The 21393-nt window shown below is 75.5% G+C and carries 19 protein-coding genes; 4 read left to right on the top strand and 15 right to left on the bottom strand.

Translation table 11 applies throughout. The annotated features are described in order from the left end of the window. Window positions 1-41: 41 nt before the first annotated feature. The 3 genes from EQG70_RS06730 to EQG70_RS06720 all read right to left on the bottom strand — a co-directional run bounded on the left by EQG70_RS06730 (window position 42) and on the right by EQG70_RS06720 (window position 3681). Window positions 42-1595 (bottom strand): sensor histidine kinase, encoded by a 1554-nt coding sequence (locus EQG70_RS06730; protein ID WP_109268065.1) that lies wholly within the window; start codon window positions 1593-1595, stop codon window positions 42-44. 50 nt (window positions 1596-1645) lie between these two features. Next, window positions 1646-2479 carry a CpaE/TadZ family protein gene (locus tag EQG70_RS18885; RefSeq protein WP_419095749.1) on the bottom strand — a complete coding sequence of 278 codons (834 nt, stop codon included), beginning with the start codon at window positions 2477-2479 and terminating at the stop codon, window positions 1646-1648. Between the two features lie 548 nt (window positions 2480-3027). Beyond that, the gene (locus tag EQG70_RS06720) at window positions 3028-3681 is read right to left on the bottom strand and encodes an SAF domain-containing protein (protein WP_017833633.1); all 654 of its coding nucleotides are present in this window, start codon (window positions 3679-3681) and stop codon (window positions 3028-3030) included. A gap of 240 nt (window positions 3682-3921) precedes the next feature. Here EQG70_RS06720 and EQG70_RS06715 point away from each other — a divergent pair, with 240 nt between their 5' ends. Then, window positions 3922-4137, top strand: coding sequence for a helix-turn-helix domain-containing protein (locus tag EQG70_RS06715; RefSeq protein WP_109268066.1), 216 nt, complete (start codon window positions 3922-3924; stop codon window positions 4135-4137). Between the two features lie 27 nt (window positions 4138-4164). On the opposite strand, the gene EQG70_RS06710 is transcribed toward EQG70_RS06715, so the two are convergent. Further along, entirely contained in the window at window positions 4165-4728 is a 564-nt protein-coding gene (locus tag EQG70_RS06710) for a hypothetical protein (RefSeq protein WP_109268067.1), read from the bottom strand. A gap of 210 nt (window positions 4729-4938) precedes the next feature. Between EQG70_RS06710 and EQG70_RS06705 the strand changes: the two genes are divergently transcribed. Together EQG70_RS06705 and EQG70_RS06700 are read left to right on the top strand one after the other, a co-directional pair. Continuing rightward, window positions 4939-5757 (top strand): LysM peptidoglycan-binding domain-containing protein, encoded by an 819-nt coding sequence (locus tag EQG70_RS06705; protein ID WP_138976453.1) that lies wholly within the window; start codon window positions 4939-4941, stop codon window positions 5755-5757. A gap of 64 nt (window positions 5758-5821) precedes the next feature. Beyond that, window positions 5822-6343 carry an Rv3235 family protein gene (locus EQG70_RS06700; RefSeq protein ID WP_109268069.1) on the top strand — a complete coding sequence of 174 codons (522 nt, stop codon included), beginning with the start codon at window positions 5822-5824 and terminating at the stop codon, window positions 6341-6343. A gap of 103 nt (window positions 6344-6446) precedes the next feature. Here the strand turns inward: EQG70_RS06700 and secA are convergent, their stop codons facing one another. The 10 genes from secA to EQG70_RS06650 form a co-directional block, all read right to left on the bottom strand. Further along, a complete protein-coding gene (gene secA, locus EQG70_RS06695) occupies window positions 6447-9161 on the bottom strand; it encodes a preprotein translocase subunit SecA (RefSeq protein ID WP_109222181.1) in 2715 nt (904 codons plus the stop codon). Between the two features lie 189 nt (window positions 9162-9350). Further along, window positions 9351-10037 (bottom strand): ribosome hibernation-promoting factor, HPF/YfiA family, encoded by a 687-nt coding sequence (gene hpf, locus EQG70_RS06690; protein ID WP_017833627.1) that lies wholly within the window; start codon window positions 10035-10037, stop codon window positions 9351-9353. Window positions 10038-10126: 89 nt separating this feature from the next. Beyond that, a complete protein-coding gene (locus EQG70_RS06685; RefSeq protein WP_109268070.1) occupies window positions 10127-10921 on the bottom strand; it encodes a ComF family protein in 795 nt (264 codons plus the stop codon). Window positions 10922-11016: 95 nt separating this feature from the next. Further along, a complete protein-coding gene (locus EQG70_RS06680) occupies window positions 11017-12711 on the bottom strand; it encodes an LpqB family beta-propeller domain-containing protein (protein WP_017833625.1) in 1695 nt (564 codons plus the stop codon). Then, on the bottom strand, window positions 12708-14462 hold the full coding sequence (mtrB, locus tag EQG70_RS06675; protein WP_017833624.1) for an MtrAB system histidine kinase MtrB: 1755 nt from the start codon (window positions 14460-14462) through the stop codon (window positions 12708-12710). Before mtrB ends, EQG70_RS06680 begins: the two co-directional genes overlap by 4 nt. After that, window positions 14459-15142, bottom strand: a complete 684-nt coding sequence (mtrA, locus tag EQG70_RS06670; protein ID WP_017833623.1) for an MtrAB system response regulator MtrA — start codon at window positions 15140-15142, stop codon at window positions 14459-14461. The genes mtrB and mtrA overlap by 4 nt, the downstream gene beginning before the upstream one ends. A gap of 184 nt (window positions 15143-15326) precedes the next feature. After that, window positions 15327-16379, bottom strand: a complete 1053-nt coding sequence (locus EQG70_RS06665; RefSeq protein ID WP_017833622.1) for a uroporphyrinogen decarboxylase/cobalamine-independent methonine synthase family protein — start codon at window positions 16377-16379, stop codon at window positions 15327-15329. After that, window positions 16376-16777, bottom strand: a complete 402-nt coding sequence (locus EQG70_RS06660; RefSeq protein WP_017833621.1) for a chorismate mutase — start codon at window positions 16775-16777, stop codon at window positions 16376-16378. Before EQG70_RS06660 ends, EQG70_RS06665 begins: the two co-directional genes overlap by 4 nt. 10 nt (window positions 16778-16787) lie before the next feature. Continuing rightward, entirely contained in the window at window positions 16788-17990 is a 1203-nt protein-coding gene (gene mnmA / locus EQG70_RS06655; protein ID WP_081615777.1) for a tRNA 2-thiouridine(34) synthase MnmA, read from the bottom strand. Window positions 17991-18150: 160 nt separating this feature from the next. Then, window positions 18151-19356 (bottom strand): cysteine desulfurase family protein, encoded by a 1206-nt coding sequence (locus EQG70_RS06650; protein ID WP_017833619.1) that lies wholly within the window; start codon window positions 19354-19356, stop codon window positions 18151-18153. Window positions 19357-19414: 58 nt separating this feature from the next. Between EQG70_RS06650 and EQG70_RS06645 the strand changes: the two genes are divergently transcribed. Next, window positions 19415-19882, top strand: a complete 468-nt coding sequence (locus tag EQG70_RS06645; RefSeq protein WP_017833618.1) for a tRNA (cytidine(34)-2'-O)-methyltransferase — start codon at window positions 19415-19417, stop codon at window positions 19880-19882. Window positions 19883-19916: 34 nt separating this feature from the next. Here the strand turns inward: EQG70_RS06645 and EQG70_RS06640 are convergent, their stop codons facing one another. Beyond that, complete coding sequence (locus tag EQG70_RS06640) at window positions 19917-21392, bottom strand: S1C family serine protease (protein ID WP_109243507.1); 1476 nt, start codon at window positions 21390-21392, stop codon at window positions 19917-19919. Between the last annotated feature and the right edge of the window lies 1 nt (window position 21393).

The following is a 21393-nucleotide window of genomic DNA, read 5'->3' as shown; positions in this document are numbered from 1 at the left end:
GCGGGGTCCCGGTCCTCGCCGCTTCCCGGGCCCTCGCCGGATCAGTCGTCGAGGCGGGCGCACACCGTCACCTCGGTGCCCCCGCCCTGTCGCGGTTCCCAGCGGATCCAGCCCCCGAGCTCGCCCGCCACGAGGGTGCGCACGATCTGCATCCCGAGCCCCTCGCCGCCGCCCGCCCTGCGGAAGGCGCCGACCCCGGACTCCTCGATGACCACGTCGCCCATCCCGGCGCCGTCGTCGCTCACCACGACCTCGAGCAGCTGACCGGCGCCGTCCTCGTCCTGGACCCTGGACGCCTCCAGGGTGACCGTTCCGGTCCGCCCGGCGAGGCCGTGCTCGACCGCGTTCGTGACGAGCTCGTTGATCACGAGCGCCAGCGGGGTGGCCAGGCGGGTCGGCAGCTCCCCGAACTCCCCGATGATCCGCGTGTGCACCGTCTGCTCGGGCGAGGCCACCTCCGCCGCGAGCCGGAACTGCCGGGCGATGAGCTCGTCGAAGTCCACGTTCTGCGTGAACCCCTGGGAGAGCGTCTCGTGCACCATCGCGATGGTCGCGACCCGGCGCATGGCCTGCTCCAGCCCGTGCCGCGCCTCGTCCGTGGTCATCCGCCGGGCCTGCAGGCGCAGCAGCGCGGAGACCGTCTGCAGGTTGTTCTTGACGCGGTGGTGGATCTCCCGCACGGTCGCGTCCTTCGAGACGAGCTCCAGGTCCCGGCGGCGCAGCTCGGTGACGTCCCGGCAGAGCAGCACCGCGCCGAGCCGGCCGGACCGGTCCCGCAGCGGGACGGAGCGGAAGTTGACGCTCACGCGCGCGCCCTCCACCTCGCTGCGCCACGCCGTCCGGCCGCTGAGCACGGGGGCGAGGGTCTCGTCCGCGTCCGCCCCCGGCACCAGCACGGGGGGCACGAGGTCCATGAGCCGCTCCCCGAGCAGCTCGCCGTCGATCCCCAGCCGGCGCAGCGCCGACTCCGCGTTGGGCGAGACGTAGGTCACGCGGTCCTCGGCGTCGAGCCGGATCGCGCCGTCCCCGACGCGCGGCGCGCCGCGGCGCGAGCCCGTCGGGGCGGAGAAGTCCGGCCACAGGCCCTCGTTGGCCATCCGCAGCAGCGCGTCGGCGGTCTCGCGGTAGACGATCTCCTGCCGGGAGACCACCTGGCCCGGCGCCCGTCCGGCGTGCAGGGTCAGCAGGGCGAGCGTCCGCCCCTGGCGCACGAGCGGGACCACCTTGACCGGGCCGGAGGCACCGGCCCCCTCCCCCGACGGGCGCACCCGCTCGATCCGCCGGCCGACCCAGGCGGCCCGCAGGGGCCCGCTCAGCTCGTCGGGCAGCAGCTCGCCCACCATGTCCTTGTGGAAGACAGTGGGACCCGTCGCCGGCCGCACGTGGGCGAGCACCCGGAACGAGCTGCCGGGGGCCGGCATGCCGCGTCCGTTGCCGCTGCCCGCGGCCGGGATGTAGTCGGCCGGGAAGCTGAGGATCAGGTCGCCGAAGGCGAGGTCGGAGATGAGCTGCCAGTCCCCCACGAGCAGGTGGAGCCACTCGTAGTCCCCGGGCCCGAAGTCCTTGGTGTCCCTGAGCGGTTCCGTGAACGCCACGTCGCCTCCGGTGGTCGCAGGTGGGGAGGGGCCGGACGGCGCCCCCGCGATCAGCGCCGCAGCCAGGCCCCGATCCTGCCGCCCAGCCTAGTACCGCGCACGAGCGGGTCCTCGTCCGCCCCCGCCTCCCCGGGCTCGGCGAGCACCCGGCCGGCCAGCTCCCGGATCGCGGCCCGCACGGAGGATCCCGCCGCGGTCTCCGCGAGGACGGCCCCGGCCAGCAGCGCCTCGTCGCAGGTCTCCGGGTCCCACGGCACGAACAGCTCGACCGACGGGCCGGAGCCGAACCGCGCCCACGCCTCCCGGACCCCCAGCTCGGGTGAGCGTCCCGCCGCCGAGCGGCGCAGCTTGTTGACGGCGACGACGAGCCGGGCCCCGGGCGCGGCCGCGGCGACGTCCGGCAGCGCCTTCAGCAGCCTCGGCACGCCGATGGTGTCCGCGGCGCCCACGGCCACCACCACGTCGGCGCGCTCCAGGACCGTGAGGGCCGCCGCGTGCCGGCGGGGAGCCATGGTGTCGACGGTGAGCTCCTCGTCGGCCTCCAGCGCGAAGCCGCAGTCCACCACCGTGGTGCCGAACTCCTGCACCGAGCGCTCCAGCACCGCCGCCACGGCGCTCGAGCGCAGCTCCGGCCAGCGGTCCTGACGGGTCAGCCCCGTGAGCACCCGGACGGTGCGCCCGGCGACGGCCACGTCGGCGGCCGTCCGCCGCAGGTTCACCCCGTCCAGCCGCCCCTGGTCGGCGAGCCGGCACGCCTGGGCGAGACCCGCCGCCTCGTCCAGCATCCCGAGGGCCGCGGCCACCGAGGGTCCGTAGGTGTCCGCGTCGACGAGTGCGGTGTCCTGCCCCAGGAGCGCGAGCTCCGCGGCGAGGTTGACGGCCACCGTGGTCCGGCCCGGCGCTCCGGTGGGCCCCCACACCGCCACGATCCGCCCGGCGCCGCGGGGTGCCGGGGACTCGGCCCCGTCGCCGTCCTCCCCCTCCTGCGGGTGCCCGCCGGCCGCGGGGGCGGGCGCGCCGGGCACGGCGGCGGTTCCGTCGGCGCGGCCCGCCGCGACGACGTCGGCGTAGCCCACCCCGCTCGGTGCGCCCGACGCGGCGGCGACGGCCTCCTCGACGAGGCGGGCGGCGTCCTCGGGGGCCGCCCGCTCCGGGACGACCACGGCGCCGAGACCGGCGAGGCGGCGGTGGTCGTGGCCCTCCAGCACCAGCAGCGCCGCGCCGCCGAGCCGGATCTGCTCGAGCAGGCTCGCCGTGAGGTCCTCGGCGCCCTCCGCCACGAGGGCGGCCCGGCCGAGTCCGGCGCGCGCCGCGGCCAGCAGCTCCGTGAGGTCGAGGCATCGGCGGACCACCGTGACCGGTCCGTGCAGCCGTTCGATGCCGTCGACGAGGGGCCAGGTGGAGACCCCCAGGGCCATGACCGGGAGGACCATCACCGGCCGCCCGCGGGATTCCACACGAGCGTGACGCGGGCGTCGTTGCCGAGCGCGTCCACGAGCTCCTCCATCGGGTCTTCCTCGACCAGGACGTGCACCACGGTGCCGCGGCCCGCGCCGAGGGCGGTCTGCTCCGTCTGCACGCCGGCGATCTCGGCCGCCGGGAGCAGCAGGCGGGCCGGCTCGTGGCCGCGGCCGGAGGGCTTCTGGGCGGCGACCCAGACGTCCACGCGCGTTCCCGCCCCGGCGTCCTGGGGCAGCGGATGGTCCACCGGGACGGCGACCGGCTTGCGGTCCAGCCGGTCCGCGGTGCCCAGCGCGGACCCTGGCAGCAGCTGGCCCGCCGGGATCCGCTGCGTCGCGACCGTGCCCGGCCCCGGTGCCGCGTCCGCAGGGACGTAGAGGTCCGCCGCGTCCTGCAGCCGGACGTCGACGGCCACCAGGTCCTCCCCGGTCACGTCCTGGCCGACCTCGATGTCCCGGGCGGCCGCCAGGTAGGGGTCCGTGCGGTTCGTGGCGGTGACCACGGCGGTCACCCCGGCGACGGAGAGCAGCACGAGCAGCAGCCCGGTGAGCAGCCTCGGGTCCCGCCAGGTCGGTCTCCGGAACCGGGCCGACGGGGCGTCCGTGCCCCTGACCGTGCCGCTCATCGGCGACCGCCTCTCTCGTTGCCCGCACGGCCGTGGGGACCGTGCTCGTGGCCCACATTCTGCCCGCGGCCGTGGTGCCCCGGGAACCGGTCGGTGCACAACTGGGGACAGGGTGCGCGCCCCGGCCCCCCGTGCGCGCCGGGGGCGGGCGGTGGCGACGCCGCATGTGGACGGGGAGCCGTTGCGTCTCTTCGGTGGCAGACTGGAACGGGAGAGCAACCACGAGCAAGGAGGCGGAGGATGTCGCAGCAGCGCTTCCTGACCTTGGCGGACGTCGCCGAGATCCTCAACATCTCGGCGACGCAGGCGAGGGCTCTCGTGCGCAGCGGGGAGCTGCCCGCCATCCAGGTGGGCGGCCGCGGCCAGTGGCGCGTCGAGACCGCCAAGCTGGAGGAGTACATCGCCCGCGGCTACGAGCGGACGGCGGAGGCGGTGCGCTCGGGCGCGCTCGACTGATCCACCGGGACGCCGCCGCCGACCGTCTCACCCCGCCGTGAGCGAGGAGACGCAGACCAGCGCGGGGAACGGCACGGCGCGCAGCGCGGTCACGCTGCCCCGTCTGCGGTAGTCGTCGTCGGGGTGCAGGGCCAGGTCGAAGAAGTCCGCGCCCACCTGGTCAAGCGTCCCCTCGAGCTCGCCCAGCGGTCCACCGCCGGCGAGCCGGATCCGCACCCCGGCCCTGGCCCGGGCCAAAGCGCGCAGCGCGTGCCCCAGGCCGAGCCGCAGGGCCAGCGGGTCGTCACCGGGCGCCCACCCCCGGCCGAGGGACTCCCACCACAGGACGGCCCCCAGCGGCACCAGGTGCTCGGTGCCCCGGTCCTCGAGGACGACCCAGCCGGCGCCCACCGTGCGCACCCGGCCCTCGAGCGGCACGGCACCGGTGAGCAGGACCCGGACGGGTTCGCCCTGCCGGAGGCGCAGCCGGTCGGTCAGGCGCACCCGGGAGTACTCCGCGCGGGCCTGCTCCGCCGCCTCCTCCTCCACGCCCTGCTGGTGCGCGGAGGCCAGCTGCGCCTCCAGGTCCGCGAACAGCTGCTCCCAGCGCACTGCAGGGCCTCCCCTTCCGGCTCCCGGGCCGTCCGGTCGCGCAGGGCCTCAACGTAGGCGTCCGCCCTGCCCTCGTCAAGGAACGTCATGTCCACCGCGGGCCGCTGAGACCTTTACACCGGCACCCAGGGGGTGCTAACAATGCTTTACGACGTCAAACAGCATCAAACGCTGTCAAACGACGTTAAAACTCACTTTCCGGGAGACCAGATGATCGGCACGCCAGGATCCGCGAGCACCGCGTCCGCTCCGCTGTGGTCTGTGCTCCTGGTGCCCGCCCTGGGTGCGGCCACCGCGGCCTGCGGCGCAGCCCTGGACGGTGCGGGCGGCGTCCGCACCGCCGGGGGCCCGGACACCGGGACGCTGATCGGGCTCGCAGCGGCCGTGCTCGGCTGCGCCGTGGTGGCGGCCTGGATCCTCGCCGCCGCCCTGGCGGTGCTCGCGGTGCTGGCAGGTCACCACCGCTGGGAGCGCCTGGCCGGGATCTGCGGGCGGTGCTCCCCCGCCCTGCTGCGCCGCGCGGCGGCCACGGCACTGGGCCTGCAGCTGCTCGCGGCCCCGGCGGCGGTCGCCGTCGACCCACCCTCCCCGTTCTGGGGCGCCGGGGCGTCCGCGCAGGAGACGGCCCCCGCCGCGGAGGGGACGACGTCCGCCCCGGAGGAGACGACCCCCGCCCCGGAGGCACCGGGCCCGGCGCCCGCCCCCGGTGCCGGACCCCGGCCCGGCCCCGACCGCGAGCCCGCCCCGGGCGGGGAGTCCGCCCCCGCGCCGTCGACGGCTCCGGATCCCTGCTTCCCGCGGACCGGCCCCTCGGTGGCGGAGCGCACAGTGGACGGCGCCGTCACGGTCGTGCGCGGGGACACCCTGTGGTCCCTGGCCGCCGCCCACCTGGGCCCGGAGGCCTCCGACCAGCAGGTCGCCCGTGCATGGCCCCGCTGGTACGAGCTGAACCGGCCGGTGCTCCCGGACGGACCGCACCGGCTCCTGCCGGGTCAGCGGCTCGTCGTGCCCGGCGCCGGGGGGCCCTGACCCGCCCCGGCTCCGCGGCACCCCACCATCGACCCACCGCAGCACCGTTCCCAGGAGGCCCGTCATGAACGCACCCACCGCCGGTTCCGACCCCGTTGCCCGTCCGCTCGCGCCCGAGCGCGGACGCCCGGCGGCCGGGCCCCCCGCCCGCCGGGGGCGCCCGGCGCCGCCCACGGCCCCCGGCGGCTACACGTGGGGCGCCACGCGTGTGCTGGGCCACGACGCCGAGGACGAGCTGGGCCGGGTGACGGCCCTGGCCCGTTCCATCGGCCAGGCGGCCGTGGAGGTGCTGGGCGGGAGCCGGCCGGCGGCACAGCTGGGCCGCTGGACCACCCCGGAGATCGCGGAGCGCTTCCAGCAGCGCGCCGACATGCTCCGGCTGCTCCAGGAGCAGTTCGAGGGCAAGGCCGCGCTGCAGGAGCTGCACCGGAACCCCCACGTGCGCAGGTGCCGGGTCTGCCGGGTGGGCCGCGGGGTCTACGAGGTGGCCCTGGTGGTGGTCGAGCCGAGGCGCAGCCGGGCCGTGGCCATGCGGGTGGAGCGGCTGGGGCGGGGCTGGAGCGTGACGCAGCTCGAGGTCGGCTGACCCCGCCTCCCCGCCCCGGCGCGTTCGACCCCGGCGGACCGAGTCCCCGGCAGGCTCAGCCCCCGGCGGACTCAGCCTGGGGAGGAACCTGTCCTCGGCGGGCTCAGCCCTCCGCGGACTCGGCGCTGGCGGCCCGGGCGCGGGCCCGGCGCCCGGCCCGGTTGGCGGACGCCGCGGCGGCGTCCGCGTCGTCCTCGCCGCGGCCCGCCGCGGTGGGCTCCGTGCGGGTCTGCGTGCCGCCGGTCTCAGCGGGCGCGGTGTACTGCAGGAAGCTGGGCTGGCGCGGGATCTGCAGGTCGACGGGCCCGCCGTCGGCGCCCACGCGCTGGCGGCGGATCTCCATCCGGTACAGGGTCGAGACCGTCTCCTCGCGGATCGCGCCCATCATCTCCTGGAACATCGCGTAGCCCTCGCGCTGGTACTCCACGAGCGGGTCGCGCTGGGCCATCGCCCGCAGGCCGATGCCCTCCTTGAGGTAGTCCATCTCGTAGAGGTGCTCGGGCCACTTGCGCCCGATGACCGACAGCAGCACGCGCCGCTCCAGGTTGCGCATGGCCTCCGCGCCCACCTCCTCCTCCCGCTGGTCGTAGACGAGGCGGGCGTCCGAGAGGATCTGCTCGCGCAGGAACTCCGCCGTGAGCCGCGTGCGGCCCCCGGCCTCCTCCACGACCTCGTCGACCGACAGGGTCACGGGGTAGATGGTGCGCAGGGACTCCCACAGGCCGTCGAGGTCCCAGTCCTCGGGGTGGCCGACCGCCGTGCGGTCCTGGACCGTGGAGGTGACCACCTCGTCGACGAACTGGACGATCTGCTCCTGGAGGTCGTCGCCCTCGAGGACCCGGCGGCGGTCGCGGTAGACCGCCTCGCGCTGGCGGTTGAGGACGTCGTCGTACTTGAGGACGTTCTTGCGCTGCTCGGCGTTGCGCCCCTCGACCTGGCTCTGCGCGGAGGCGATGGCGCGGGAGACGATCTTGTGCTCGAGCGCGGTGTCGTCCGGCGCCCCCGCCATGAGCCGCTGGGCGGCACCGGCGTTGAACAGCCGCATGAGGTCGTCCGCGAGGGAGAGGTAGAAGCGGGACTCGCCCGGGTCCCCCTGCCGCCCGGAGCGCCCGCGCAGCTGGTTGTCGATGCGCCGCGACTCGTGGCGCTCCGTGCCCAGGACGTAGAGACCGCCGACGTCGACCACCTCCTGGTGCTCGGCGCGGGTCTCCTCCTCGCAGCCGGCCACCACGTCCGGCCACACGCGCTCGTACTCCTCCGCGTCCCGCTGCGGGTCCAGGCCCTTCTCCCGCATCCGGTCCACGGCGTTGAACTCGGCGTTGCCGCCGAGCATGATGTCGGTGCCGCGGCCGGCCATGTTGGTGGCCACGGTCACCGCGCCCTTGCGGCCGGCCTGCGCGACGATCGCGGCCTCCCGGGCGTGGTTCTTCGCGTTGAGGACCTCGTGGCGGACGCCGCGCTGGGCGAGCAGCTTGGAGAGGTACTCGCTCTTCTCGACCGACACGGTGCCCACGAGGACCGGCTGGCCCTTCGCGTGCCGCTCCTCGATGTCCTTGACCACCGCGGCGAACTTCGCGACCTCGTTCTTGTAGACGAGGTCGGGGCGGTCGATGCGGACGAGGGGGCGGTGCGTCTCGATGGACACGACGCCCAGCCCGTAGGTGTTCATGAACTCCGCGGCCTCGGTCTCGGCGGTGCCGGTCATGCCCGCGAGCTTCTCGTAGAGGCGGAAGTAGTTCTGCAGGGTGACCGTGGCGAGGGTCTGGTTCTCCGCCTTGATCTCGACCCCCTCCTTCGCCTCGATGGCCTGGTGCATGCCCTCGTTGTAGCGTCGGCCGGCGAGGATGCGCCCGGTGTGCTCGTCGACGATCATGACCTCGCCCTTGAGCACCACGTAGTCCTTGTTGGCGCGGAAGAGCTCCTTGGCCTTGATGGCGTTGTTGAGGAAGCCGATGAGCGGGGTGTTCTGGGCCTCGTAGAGGTTGTCGATGCCGAGCCAGTCCTCGACCTTCTCGATCCCGGACTCGAGCACGCCGACGGTGCGCTTCTTCTCGTCCACCTCGTAGTCGGTGCCCGCGTCGAGCCGCTGCACGAGGCGGCCGAACTCGGTGTACCACCGGTTGGCCTCGCCGGAGGCGGGCCCGGAGATGATCAGCGGGGTGCGGGCCTCGTCGATGAGGATGGAGTCCACCTCGTCGACGATCGCGAAGCTGTGGCCGCGCTGCACGAGCTCGTCGGGGCTCCACGCCATGTTGTCGCGGAGGTAGTCGAAGCCGAACTCGTTGTTCGTCCCGTACGTGATGTCGGCGACGTACTGCTGGCGGCGGGTCGCCGGGTCCTGGTTGGCCAGCACCACGCCGGTCTCCATGCCCAGGAACCGGTAGACGCGCCCCATGAGGTTGGCCTGGTACTCGGCCAGGTAGTCGTTCACGGTGACGACGTGGACACCCTTGCCGGAGAGGGCGTTGAGGTAGGCGGGGGCCGTCGCCACGAGGGTCTTGCCCTCGCCGGTCTTCATCTCGGCGATGTTCCCGAGGTGCAGGGCGGCGCCGCCCATGAGCTGGACGTCGTAGTGGCGCTGGCCCAGGGTGCGGGACGCGGCCTCCCGGACCACGGCGAAGGCCTCGGGCAGCAGCCGGTCCAGGGACTCGCCGTCGGCGACCCGGGCGCGGAACGCGTCCGTCTCGGCGCGCAGCTCCGCGTCGCTGAGCTCCCGGAAGCCGTCCTCGAGGCTGTTGATGGCGGTCGTGTAGGACCGCAGCCTCGTCAGGACCTTCTTGTCTCCGGTCCTGAGGACTTTCTCCAGGAATGACGCCACGTGCACACGCTCCTCGTGTTCGACTGCCGTGCTGGGACTGATGGGGGGGTGTCCGGCACCCGCTCCAGTCTACGGGAGCCGGTGCCGGTCTCCGGGCGCGGACGAGCCCGGTGGCCGCGACCACCGGGCTCTTCCGGGGCGGGACCCGGCCGGCACCCAGCCGGACGGGCCCGCCGTCACGGGGTGGGGTCAGCCGGCGGGCTCGGGCTGGTAGGCCCGGACGCTCTCCTCGGACTCCTCGCCGTTCTCGCTCAGGCTGATGACGCCGTAGCTCCAGCCCTTGCGGCGGTAGACCGCGGAGGGCTCGCCGGTCTCCTTGTCGACGAAGAGGTAGAAGTCGTGGCCGACGAGCTCCATGTGGTCGACGGCCTCGTCGACGCTCAGCTCGGAGGCCGGGAACCGCTTGCGCCGGATCTCGACGGGGGTGACCGCGTCGGTGAGGCTCACGCTCTGGTCGAACGCCTCCTGCTCGGCGGTCGCGAGCTCCGCGGCGGTGGTGTAGATGGGCCCGGAACTGGGGACCACGGGCAGGGCGCCGGTGGCCTCGTGAACGGCCGTGGGACGGTGGGCGCCGCGGTGCACCTTGCGGCGGTCGCGGGCCCGGCGAAGGCGCTCGAGGAGCTTGCTGTAGGCCTCGTCGAAGGCGGCGAACTTGTCGTCGCCGCGCGCCTCGGCCCGCAGGACGGGGCCGCGTCCGGAGACCGTGATCTCCACGCCCATCCCCTGGTGGCCGGGCAGCGCGTGGTCCTTGGTGACCTTGACATCAATGCGCTGGACCTTCTCGCCCAGCTCCTCGAACTTGACGACCTTCTCGGCGGCGTACTCCTTGAACCGCTCCGGTACGGCGACGTTGCGCCCCATGACGTTCAGTTCCATGATGCCCTCCAAATCTCGGGGGTGACGTGGGCGGATGGGGCCGCCCACCCGGGAGGATTGTTGCGTCCCGTGACTCAACGTTAGTTGAATCACACGGGATATTCACCCGGCCGGGCCGGACCCGAATCAGCGGTGAGCGGAACTGCCGGCGGCCGCACGGCGGCGAGCACCACCGCCCCGAGCACCTCGGCCCCGCCGGCCCGCAGTGCGCGGGCCGCCTCGCCGAGGGTCGCCCCCGTGGTGAGCACGTCGTCGACGACGACGCACCGGGCGCCGGGGGCCGCGGCGGCCCGCATGGACCCCGCGGGGCGGGCCCGCCGGCCCGCGGTGCCCAGCCGCTTCTGCGCCGGCCCGGTCAGCGAGGCCCCGGCCGCCCGGTGCCGCAGCCCGCGGCTGACGAGCGTGCCGGCAGGGAGCGCGCCGCGGCGCGCGCAGTCCTCGAGCAGCAGCCGCACGGGGTCGAACCAGCGCCGCCGCAGGGCCGCGGGGCTGGTGGGCACCGGGACGAGCAGCACGGGCCCCGCCGGCCAGCCTGGGGCGGCCGCGTGCAGGGCCGTGGCCAGGCAGGCGGCGAGCACGGGGACCAGGTCGGTGCGCCCGGTGCTCTTGAGCGCGAGCAGACAGGTGGCGAGTCCGTGGGCGTAGCGGCCGGCGGCGACGACGGACAGCGGCGGGTCGAGCAGCGGTGCGGCCGAGGACGCCTCGAAGGGGCGGGCGCAGGACCGGCGCAGCACCAGGCGGCAGGCACGGCACAGCGCGGTGCCCGGGGCGCGGCACACGGCGCACTCCACGGGCAGGAGCACCTCGGCGGCCTCGGTCAGCCGGTCGAGGGCGCGTGCGGCCGCCCGGTCGAGGGCGCGGGCGGTGGGCGGGGTCGCGGGCATGCGGCCATGCTGGCCCGTGCCGGACGGCCCCGCCGGGGTGCGGCCGAGGATCCGGACGGCCGGGGCTGTGGACCGCGGTCGGGCCCGGCGGGTGGTCAGCCGGCGAACGCCGTGTCCAGGACGTCCTCGCTCTGCGGCGCCCAGGCGTTGCCGGTGAGCATGTGCAGCGTGCCGCCGGCCACGGCGTAGACGGAGGACGTGCCGTTGCCCCCGCTGAGCCCGGTGAGGCCCTCGATGCCGGGCAGCTCGCGGAAGCGCCCGGACACGTCGTAGACGCGGGGCCGGACGGAGCCGGTGCCGCCGAGCGGGGCCGCGACGAACTCGCGGTCGCTGAGCCACAGGGCCGCGTCCGCGTCGACGTCCGCGGCCACCCGGAACGGCTCGTTGAGCCGGCGGGGCGTGCCGTCTGGCTCGCGCACCACACCGGTCAGCCAGATCTGGGAGACCCCTTCGTCCTCGGTGACGACGAGCGCCCGGGTGCCCCCGCGCGAGACCCGCAGGGACGTCACGGTCCGCGCGGCGAGCCACGATGCCTCGACGCGGACCGGGCTCCCGGCGCCCGGGACGGCGCGCACGGCCCGGACGGTCCCGGCGGAGTCCCCGGTCCACACCCACCCGTGCTCGTCGAAGCTCGGTCGGGTCAGGCCGGTCCCGCTGAACTGCTCCACGGGCTCCTCCTCCCGCGCCACGGTCACGAGCGAGCCGGTGCCCGTGTCCACGAACGCGAAGTGCTCGGCGGCGGCGTCCATCGCGGGGCTGGACGGGTGGTGGCCGTCCAGCGGCGGGATCCCGTCCACGTTCTCGGTCTGGCCGCCCTGGTAGAACACGAGGTCGCCCTCGCGCAGCCCGACCTGGCGGGACGGGACGGTGACGTCCTGGACGGGCGCGGCGTCCGTCCACCCCGCGCCCAGCTCCACGGGCGCCCCCTCGACGAGCAGCTCCACGTCGTTCACCGCGGTCAGCGACCGGAGGCTCAGCGCGAGCTGGTCGTGCATCCGGCGGTTGATCTCGATGTTCGCCGGGTCGAACTCGGGCACGCTGAGCTCCACCGTGGCGGTGCCGTCCCGCACGGGCACCGCCGAGCGGGCGAGCGTGGTGCCCGGGGGGAAGGCCGAGGTCACGGCCCCCCGGAGGTAGGGCGCGGGGCCGCCGAGCAGGGCCCGCACGATCGACGTCGAGACGGGCACCCGGTCCGGGAACCAGCGGGGGTCGACCACCACGTTGGACAGGTCCTCGTCCGCGAAGTAGAGGTGGTGGGGCTCGAAGATGTCCTCGAAGTCGGCCGGGGTGAGCGCCGTGGCGTCGGGGGCGTCGGAGATCCGCCACTGGCCGTCCACCTGGACCACGTCGAAGTCGAGCACCTCGGTGGCGCCCGCCGGCTTGCGCTCGATCACGCCGCTGCCGTCCACCACGCTGTCCACCTCGAGGTTCACCCGGTACTCGTTGTCCTCGAGCCGGGGCACGGGCACGGCGTCGCCCCGGTGCACGAGGGTGCGCGCGTCGGGGTGCCAGGTGCCCGCGAGCTCGGGGGTGAGGTACTCGCGGGCCACGGAGTAGTCGTCGGCCACGCCCGTCCCGGCCGCGAGGAAGCCCCGCACGATCTGCTCCGGCGTCGCGCCCTCGCGGGGGCCGGCCGGCTCGACGTCGTAGCTCGGCTGGACCGCGGACCGGGTGGGCTCCGCGTGCCGGTGCACGGGTCCCGTCCGGGGAATGGCTCCGCAGCCGCCGAGCGCCACGGCCGCGGCCAGGGCCAGTGCTGCCGTGCGGGTCTGCCGCCGGGTCCTGCTCATGACCGGTCCTCCTCGACGTCGGTCGGCTGGGCCGCGGCGGGGGGCGCCGGCTCCGCCGCGGCCGCGGAGGCCAGGGCCAGGGTCCCCGTCCTGGTCACCACCGCGGTCTCCGGGTACGCGTCGGCGTCGGGCGGCAGACCGAGCGGGCTCTCGTCGTCGGGCACGAGCCGCCGTCCGCGGGTCCGGGGCAGGGTGAGCCGGAAGCACGCGCCCTCCCCCGGGGCGCCCCAGACGTCGAGCCGCCCGCCGTGCAGCCGCGTGTCCTCGGTGGCGATCGCGAGGCCCAGCCCCGTCCCGCCGGTCGTGCGGGCCCGGGCCGGGTCAGCGCGCCAGAAGCGGTTGAACGCCTTGGCGGCCTCCTCCTCGGTCATCCCGATGCCGTGGTCGCGCACCGCCACCGCCGCGGCCACCTCGGAGGCCCCCACCACGATGTCGATGGGCCGGCCCTCCCCGTGCTCGAGGGCGTTGACCACGAGGTTGCGCAGGATCCGCTCGATCCGCCGCTGGTCCCCCTGGACGGTGCAGCGGGACAGCTCCGAGCGCACCCGCACCGTGGAGCCGGACGAGACGGCGAGCGGGGCGGCGGCCTCCACGACGTCGTGCACGACCGAGAACAGCTCGACGCTGGCCACCTCGAGCCGCGCCGCCCCCGCGTCGAAGCGGGAGATCTCCAGCAGGTCGGCCAGCAGGGCGTCGAAGCGGTCCACCTGGTGGTAGAGCAGCTCGGCGGAGCGCCGGTTGACGGGGTCGAAGTCCTCGCGGGCGTTGAAGAGCACCTCGGCCGCCATCCGCACCGTGGTCAGCGGGGTGCGCAGCTCGTGGGAGACGTCCGAGACGAAGGTCTGCTGCATCGAGGAGAGCTGCTCGAGCTGGGTGATCTGGTCCTGCAGGCTGTCCGCCATGCGGTTGAAGGACCGGGCGAGACGGGCGACCTCGTGCGAGCCGCTGACGGGCATCCGCACGCCCAGGTCGCCGTCCGCGAGCTGCTCGGCCACGCGGGCGGTGCTGGACACGGGGCGGACCACTTCGCGGGTGACGTACCAGACGATCGCGCCCACGAGCAGCAGCAGGACGACCACCGACAGCAGCAGCACCGCGTGCATCGCGTCGAGGGTGCGCTGCGGCTCGGAGAAGTCGTAGACGAGGTAGAGCCCGTAGCGGCTGTTCTGGTAGAGGTCCACCACCGTGCCGACGACGATGACGGGGGCCTCCTCCCCGTTCTCCGTGACCCGGACCGAGGCGGGCTGCCAGAACACGCCGTCCTGCTCCGCGAGCCGCTCCTGCAGCTCCGGCGGCACGGTGCTCGAGGTCATCCAGGGGCTCTGGCTCTGCGCCGGGATGAGGGTCTGCCCGCTCGTGAAGTCCATCGGGAGCAGGATCCAGCGCTCCGTCTCCGCGCCGTCGACCGAGAGCGAGCCGAGGGTCGAGGCCACGAGCGCCTGCAGCTCGTCGCGGTCGGAGGCGTCCGAGGCGTCGAAGCTGGCCTGCACCTGCTCGAAGTCCGCGGTGGCCGAGGCGAGGACCTGGTCCAGCCGTTCCGAGAACAGCCGGTCCGCGATCTGGTGGGAGAGGAAGCTGCCCGTGACGAAGAAGGCCAGCGCGGTCAGGGAGAGGGACACGGCGATGGCCCGGAACTGCAGGGACTGCCGCCACCGGCGGGCCAGCAGGAGCCGCCCCAGCCGCAGCCGCCGGGTCGCGGCGCCGGCCGGCCCGCGGCGCCGGGAGGAGGCGGCGGCGTCCGGCGGGGTCATCGGGCGGACGTGCCCGCCTTGTAGCCGACTCCGCGCACGGTGACCACGATCTCGGGGCTCTCCGGATCCCGCTCGATCTTGGAGCGCAGCCGCTGCACGTGGACGTTGACGAGCCGCGTGTCGGCGGCGTGCTGGTAGCCCCAGACGTCGCGGAGCAGCATCTCGCGCGAGAACACCTGGTGCGGTGCGCGCGCCAGGGCGGTGAGCAGGTCGAACTCGAGCGGGGTGAGACCGATCTCGTGGTCCCCGCGGTGCACGCTGTGCCCGCTCACGTCGATGGTGAGGTCGCCGATCCGCAGCTCCTGCGAGTTGGCGCGCTCCACGGGGCGCAGCCGGGCCTTGACCCGGGCCACGAGCTCAGCGGGCTTGAAGGGCTTGGGCACGTAGTCGTCGGCCCCGGCCTCCAGACCGCGGACCACGTCGACGGTGTCCGACTTGGCGGTGAGCATGACGACCGGGACGTCGGAGATCGTGCGGATCTCGCGGCAGACCTGGATACCGTCCTTGCCCGGGAGCATGAGGTCGAGCAGCAGCAGGTCCGGGCGCACGGCCCGGAAGGTGTCCACGGCGGTGGCACCGTCGTAGCAGAAGACGGGCTCGAAGCCCTCCGCGGTCAGGACGATCCCGATCATCTCCGACAGGGCGGCGTCGTCGTCGACGACCAGTATTCGCGCGTTCATCGCCTCTCCGGTGGTGTGGGGCGGGCCCGCCGGGGCGGGGGCCGCCGTGGCCCGGGGCGTCCGGGGCGTCGTGGCCAGGGTGTCCTGGGCGTCGTGGTGGACCGGGGTCCACCTGCATTGGGGCCGATTGCGGCCCGCCCCGCACCTCGGCGCGGAGTGTGTCGGTCCACCGGGTGGGACGGGCTCACGCGTCGGCGGCGGTCCGGGCCAGCGCGGAGGCGGTTCCGGTGACCCGCGCGAGGACCTCGCGCAGCTCGGCGGGGCCCAGGGCGTCGAGCTCCTCGCGCGGTGTGATCCGGACCCGGTCGAGGGCGGCGGCGGGCAGCCCGAGGTCCCGCCACACGGACCACACGTCCGCGGCGAGGGCGCGGGCCGTGCCGCCGGCCGCGGGGACGAGGCCCAGCCACAGCTGCATGCCGTCCTCGACGAGCGCGGCGAGCGGCTCCCAGTCGTGGACGGTGCCGGCGGGGGCCGGGACCTGCACGGCGTCCGCGCCGGTCTCCCGGGCGAGCCGGGGGTCGACCCCGGGCGGCAGCCGCAGGGTGACGCCGGCGGCGCCGGCCGACCGGCAGGCCTCGACGACGGCGGTGAGCGAGCGCCGTGCCTCCGCGGCGGGGACCGCGCGCAGCGTCCGGTAGCCGCTCATCGTGGGCAGGCCGCCCGCGAGCACCCGGGCGAGCTCGGGCTCGTCCAGCTGGACGAGGACGTCCCGACCGGGGGCCGCGGCGCGCACCGCGCGGACGTGCTCGAGGACGCCGGAGGCCAGGGAGTCCGCGATGTCGCGGCGGGCGCCGTGGTCCTTGAGCGCCCGCTCCCCCGCGTGCAGGTGGAGCCGGGCGGCCAGGCTGAGCGGGCCGACGAGCTGGGTCTTGACCGGGGCGTCGTCGGGGCCGCTCTCGGCGCCGATCACGTCGGCGAGCACGTTGACGTCGCCGGCCAGCAGCGCCCGGGCGGACCGGGAGTCCTTGCCGGGCACCCCGGAGACGCGCAGCCCGTGGGGCTGCCGGTCCGCGTACAGGTCGTCGAGCACCGCGGCGGTGCGGGCCACGGGGTCGGCGGCCGCACCGCGGGCGGGCAGGACGGGCAGGAACGAGATGTGCGGGGCCCCGAGCTCGCCGCGCAGCAGCGTGACGGACTCGACGACGTCCGTGCCCGGCATCGCGCCGAGGGCCGTGCCCACGACGCCGGGGACGTCGGGGTCGGTGCGCCGGGGGCCGGGCGGGGCGCTGCGGGTCACGGGCGGTCGTCGTCCTGCCGCCGGTGGTCCTCGGAGAGGGCCACGTGGTGGCGGATGACCTCGCTGATGATGAAGTTCAGGAACTTCTCCGCGAACTCGGGGTCGAGCTGCGCGGAGGCCGCGAGCGCCCGGAGGCGGCCGATCTGGGCGGCCTCGCGGTCCGGGTCGCCGGCGGGCAGGCCGTGGGTCGCCTTGAGGACGCCGACGCGCTGGGTCGCCTTGAACCGCTCGGCGAGCAGGTGCACCAGGGCCGCGTCGATGTTGTCGATGGTGCCGCGGATGGACTGCAGCTCGGCGAGCACGCGGGGGTCGGCCTGCTCCTGGAGCGAGGACGCGGTGGCGTCGAAGTCCTGGTGGGCCCGGACGTCGGCGGAGGCGTGGGGGTGCGGTGCGGTCATGGCCGCCAGTCTATCGGGCGGGATCGGGCCGGCCCGCACCACCCGGGACGTCGGGGCGGGCCAGCGAGTGGGCGCGGTCGACCGTGGCCTGGCCGAGGACCCGGGTGCCCTGGTAGAGCACGACCGACTGTCCGGGGGCCACGCCGCGCATCGGCTCCTCGAGCCGGACCACGAGCTCGGGCAGCGGGCCGCCGTCCCCCTCGACGAGCTCGAGATGGGCCCGGGCGGGAACGGGGTCCCCGTGCGCCCGGACCTGGGCGAGGACGGGGAACGGGGCCGACGCCGCCCCGGCCGCGGCCCCGGGCCGCAGGAGCGGCGCCGCCTCGGGCACGGGCGCCCCGGCCCAGGAGGGGCGGATCCCGCGCAGCTCGTCGACCGCCAGCATCGCCTGCGGGCCCACCACGACCTCGTTGGTCCGCGGCCGGATCTCCAGGACGAAGCGCGGCTTGCCGTCGGGGGCCGGGGTGCCGATGCGCAGGCCCTTGCGCTGGCCCACCGTGAACGCGTTGGCGCCGGAGTGGGTGCCGACCACGTTGCCCTCGACGTCCTTGATCTCGCCCTCGGTCATCTCGATGCGCTCCGCGAGCCAACCGCGGGTGTCGCCGTCGGGGATGAAGCAGATGTCGTGGGAGTCGGGCTTGCTCGCCACGGACAGCCCGCGGCGGGCGGCCTCGGCCCGCACCTCGGCCTTGGACGGGGTGTCGGCCAGCGGGAGCAGCACGTGCTCGAGCTGCTCGGCCGTGAGGACGCCGAGGACGTAGGACTGGTCCTTCGCCCAGTCCGCCGCGCGGTGCAGCTCCCGGCCGCCGGCGGGGTCCTCGACCACCTTGGCGTAGTGCCCGGTGCACACGGCGTCGAAGCCCAGGGCGAGGGCCTTCTCGAGCAGGGCGGCGAACTTGATCTTCTCGTTGCACCGCAGGCACGGGTTGGGCGTGCGTCCGGCCGCGTACTCCGCGACGAAGTCGTCGACGACGTCGGCCTGGAAGCGCTCGGAGAAGTCCCACACGTAGTACGGGATGCCCAGGACGTCGGCGGCGCGCCAGGCGTCCCGGGAGTCCTCGATCGTGCAGCAGCCCCGGGAACCGGTGCGCAGGGTGCCGGGCGTGCGCGAGAGGGCCAGGTGCACGCCCGTCACGTCGTGGCCGGCGTCGACGGCGCGGGCCGCCGCCACGGCCGAGTCGACGCCGCCGCTCATGGCTGCCAGTACTCGCACGGTGAGATCGTCTCCAGGGGTCGGGGTCGGGGTCCGTGGCGTCAACGGTGCGGGGCCGGCCGGTATTCCCCGGCCCCGCACCGGCGGGTCCCGCGGTCCCCGCCGGTGCGGGATCGGAGCGGCGCGGGATCGGACCGGCGCGGGGTCGACCGGTGCGGGCTCAGACGGGCGCCGCGCCGGAGAGCCCGGCGCGCAGTGCCCGCCGGTGGACCTCGGGCAGCGCGGCGAGCAGGGCGTCGACGTCGGCGCCCGTGCTCGTGCGGCCCAGGCTGAAGCGCTGCGCACCGCGCGCGGTGGCCTCGTCCAGGCCCATGGCCAGCAGCACGGAGGACGCGCGGGGCACCCCGGCGTGGCAGGCCGAGCCGGTGGAGGAGGCGATCCCGGCGCCGTCCAGCAGGAACAGGAGGGAGTCGCCCTCGCACCCGGGGAAGGTGAAGTGGGCGTTGCCGGGCAGCCGGGCGCCCGTGTGCTCCCGGTCCTCCGGTCCGCGCAGCACGGCGTCCGGCACGATCCGGCGCACGCCCTCCACCAGCCGGTCGCGCAGGCCCGCGAGCCGCTCCTGCTCGGTCTCCCGCTCCGCGGCGGCCTCACGGGCCGCCACCCCGAAGCCGGCGAGCGCGGCGGCGTCGAGGGTGCCGGAGCGCACCGTGCGCTCCTGCCCGCCCCCGTGCTGGACGGGCGCCAGCCCCACCGTGCGCCCGGCCACGAGGGCCCCGGCACCCACCGGTCCGCCCACCTTGTGGGCCGAGACGGCCAGCGTGGTGAGCCCGGGCAGGTGCGCGTCGACGGGCAGCGCGCCGAAGGCCTGCACGGCGTCGCAGTGGAAGGGGACCCCGAACTCCTCCGCGAGGGCGGCGATCTCCGCGACGGGCTGGACGGTGCCCACCTCGTTGTTGGCCCACATGACGGCCAGCAGCGCGGTGGCGCCCGGGTCGCGGGCCAGTTCCTCCCGCACGGCGGCCGGGTCCACGCGGCCGGCCGCGTCGACGGGCAGCCAGACGGCCTCGGCGCCCTCGTGGGCGGCCAGCCACTCGACGGTGTCGGACACCGCGGCGTGCTCCACCGCGGAGACGAGGACGCGGCGGCGGCGGGGGTCCTGCTCGCGCCGGTGCCGGTACAGGCCCTGGACGGCCAGGTTGTCGGCCTCGGTGCCCCCGGAGGTGAAGACCACCTCGACGGGCTCCGCGCCCAGGGCCGCGGCGACGTCCTCGCGGGCCTGCTCGACGACGGCGCGCGCCGCGCGGCCGGGGCGGTGCAGCGAGGACGGGTTGCCGCCGCGGGCCAGCTGCTCGGCGACCGCGGCGAGCGCGGAGGGCCGGAGGGGCGCGGTGGCGGCGTGGTCGAGGTAGGCGGGCTCGTGCGGCACGGACTCCAGTCTAGGGCCCCGGCCCGGGCGTGCGTCCGGCGTCCGTAGACTGGCGGTCATGCTCCGCATCCTCTTCCACACCCCCGAGATCCCGGGCAACACCGGCAACGCGATCCGCCTCGCCGCGGTCACCGGGGCCGAGCTGCACCTCGTGGAGCCGCTGGGCTTCGACTTCGGCTCCGCGCACCTGCGCCGGGCCGGCCTCGACTACCACGACCTCGCGGTGCTGACCGTCCACCCGGACCTGGACGCGGCCTGGGCCGCCCTGGCCCCGGAACGGGTCTGGGCGTTCACCACCGACGGCGAGGTCTCGCACACGGACGTGGCCTACCGCCCCGGGGACGTGCTGCTGTTCGGCCCCGAGTCGGTGGGCCTGCCCGCCGCGGTGAAGGCTGACCCGCACGTCACCGCGCGGGTCCGCATCCCCATGCTGCCGGCCCGGAGGTCGCTGAACCTCGCGAACTCGGCGTCCATCGCCGTCTACGAGGCCTGGCGCCAGCTGGGCTTCGCGGGCGCCGGGAGCTAGCCCCGGCGACCGGCCGCCCGCCGGGGCCGGCCGCTCACTGCTGCTCCTCGGCGTCCCCGACCGTCACGTCCGCGGTGCGCTCCTCGCCGTCCCGCACGAACGTCATCGTCCCGGTCCCACCGGCGGGCAGCTCGCGCACGGCCGCCGTCAGGGAGCTCGCGTCCTGGATGCGGTGGCCGTCGAACTCCGTGATCACGTCGCCCACCTCCAGTCCGGCCTCGTCGGCCGGCGAGCCGGGCACGACCTGCTCCACCGCGGCGCCGTCGGAGAAGGCCCGGCTCCGGCCGTCCGCGCCCGGGGCGGCGCTCACGCTCGTGCCGAGGTAGCCGTGCGTGGCCCGGCCGTTGTTGATGATCTCCACGGCCACCCGCTGGGCGGTGTCGACGGGGATCGAGAAGCCCACGCCGATGTTGCCGGCCTCCGTGCCGGAACCGGCCGAGGCGATGGCCACGTTGATCCCGATCACCTCGCCGTCCGTGTCGATCAGCGGCCCGCCGGAGTTGCCGGGGTTGATGGCCGCGTCGGTCTGGATCACGTTGAGGAACACCGACGGCGAGGATCCCTGCGAGCGGCCGCCGGAGCCGCCGTCCTCGTCGGGGAAGTTGAAGAAGAAGTCGTTGCCGCCGCCCTGCTCCTCGCCCTCGCCGTCGCCCTCCGACGGCGTGGACGGCGCGGCGGAGGAGGCCACCGTGATGGTCCGGTTGAGGGTGGAGACGATCCCGTCGGTCACCGTGCCCGCGAGGCCCAGCGGCGCGCCGATCGCGATGGCCGTGTCGCCCACGTTCACGTCGTCCAGGGAGCCCAGGGTCGCCGGGGTCAGCCCCTGGGCGTCGACCTTGAGCACCGCGAGGTCGGACAGCGGGTCGGTGCCGACCACCTCGGCCGGCAGCACCCTGCCGTCGTCGAGCTGCACCTCGAGGGAGGGGCTGCTCGTGGTCCCGTCGAGGGTCACCACGTGCGTGTTGGTGAGGATGTGGCCCTCGTCGTCGATGATCACCCCCGAGCCGGAGCCGTTCTGACCGCCGCCGGACGCGGAGATCGTCACCACGGACGGGGACGCCTTCACGGCCGCCGCGGTGACCGCGTTCACCTCGTCCTGGTCGTTGACGATGACCGAGCTGGACGTCGACCCGCCCGCCGCCGGTGCCGCGCCGCCGCCGTCCAGCAGGGCGTCCGTCCCGACGGCCGCCCCCGCCCCCACCAGTGCGGCCAGGACCATGCCCGTCACGAGCGATCCCCCCGAGAAGCGCCGCCGCTCCCGGCGGCCCCCGGTGCCGCTCCCGGTGCCGTTCCCCCACGGGTGCCGGGCGGCGGGGTCCCCGGCGCCCTGCCACGCCCCGGCGTAGGGGCCCGCGTCCTGGCCGCCGGCCTGCGGTGCCCCGTGGCCGGCGCGCGCGTCCTGCTCGGCGCCGGACGCCCACGGGTCGTGGGCCGGACGGCCGTAGACGGGCGGGAGGGGCTGTGTGAGCTGTGGATCGGCACCGTACCGCGGGTCGCGGGGCTCGGACATG

This window comes from Kocuria rosea (assembly GCF_006094695.1).
In the GTDB taxonomy this organism is placed as follows: domain Bacteria; phylum Actinomycetota; class Actinomycetes; order Actinomycetales; family Micrococcaceae; genus Kocuria; species Kocuria rosea.
This window is presented reverse-complemented; position numbering and strand designations above follow the sequence as displayed.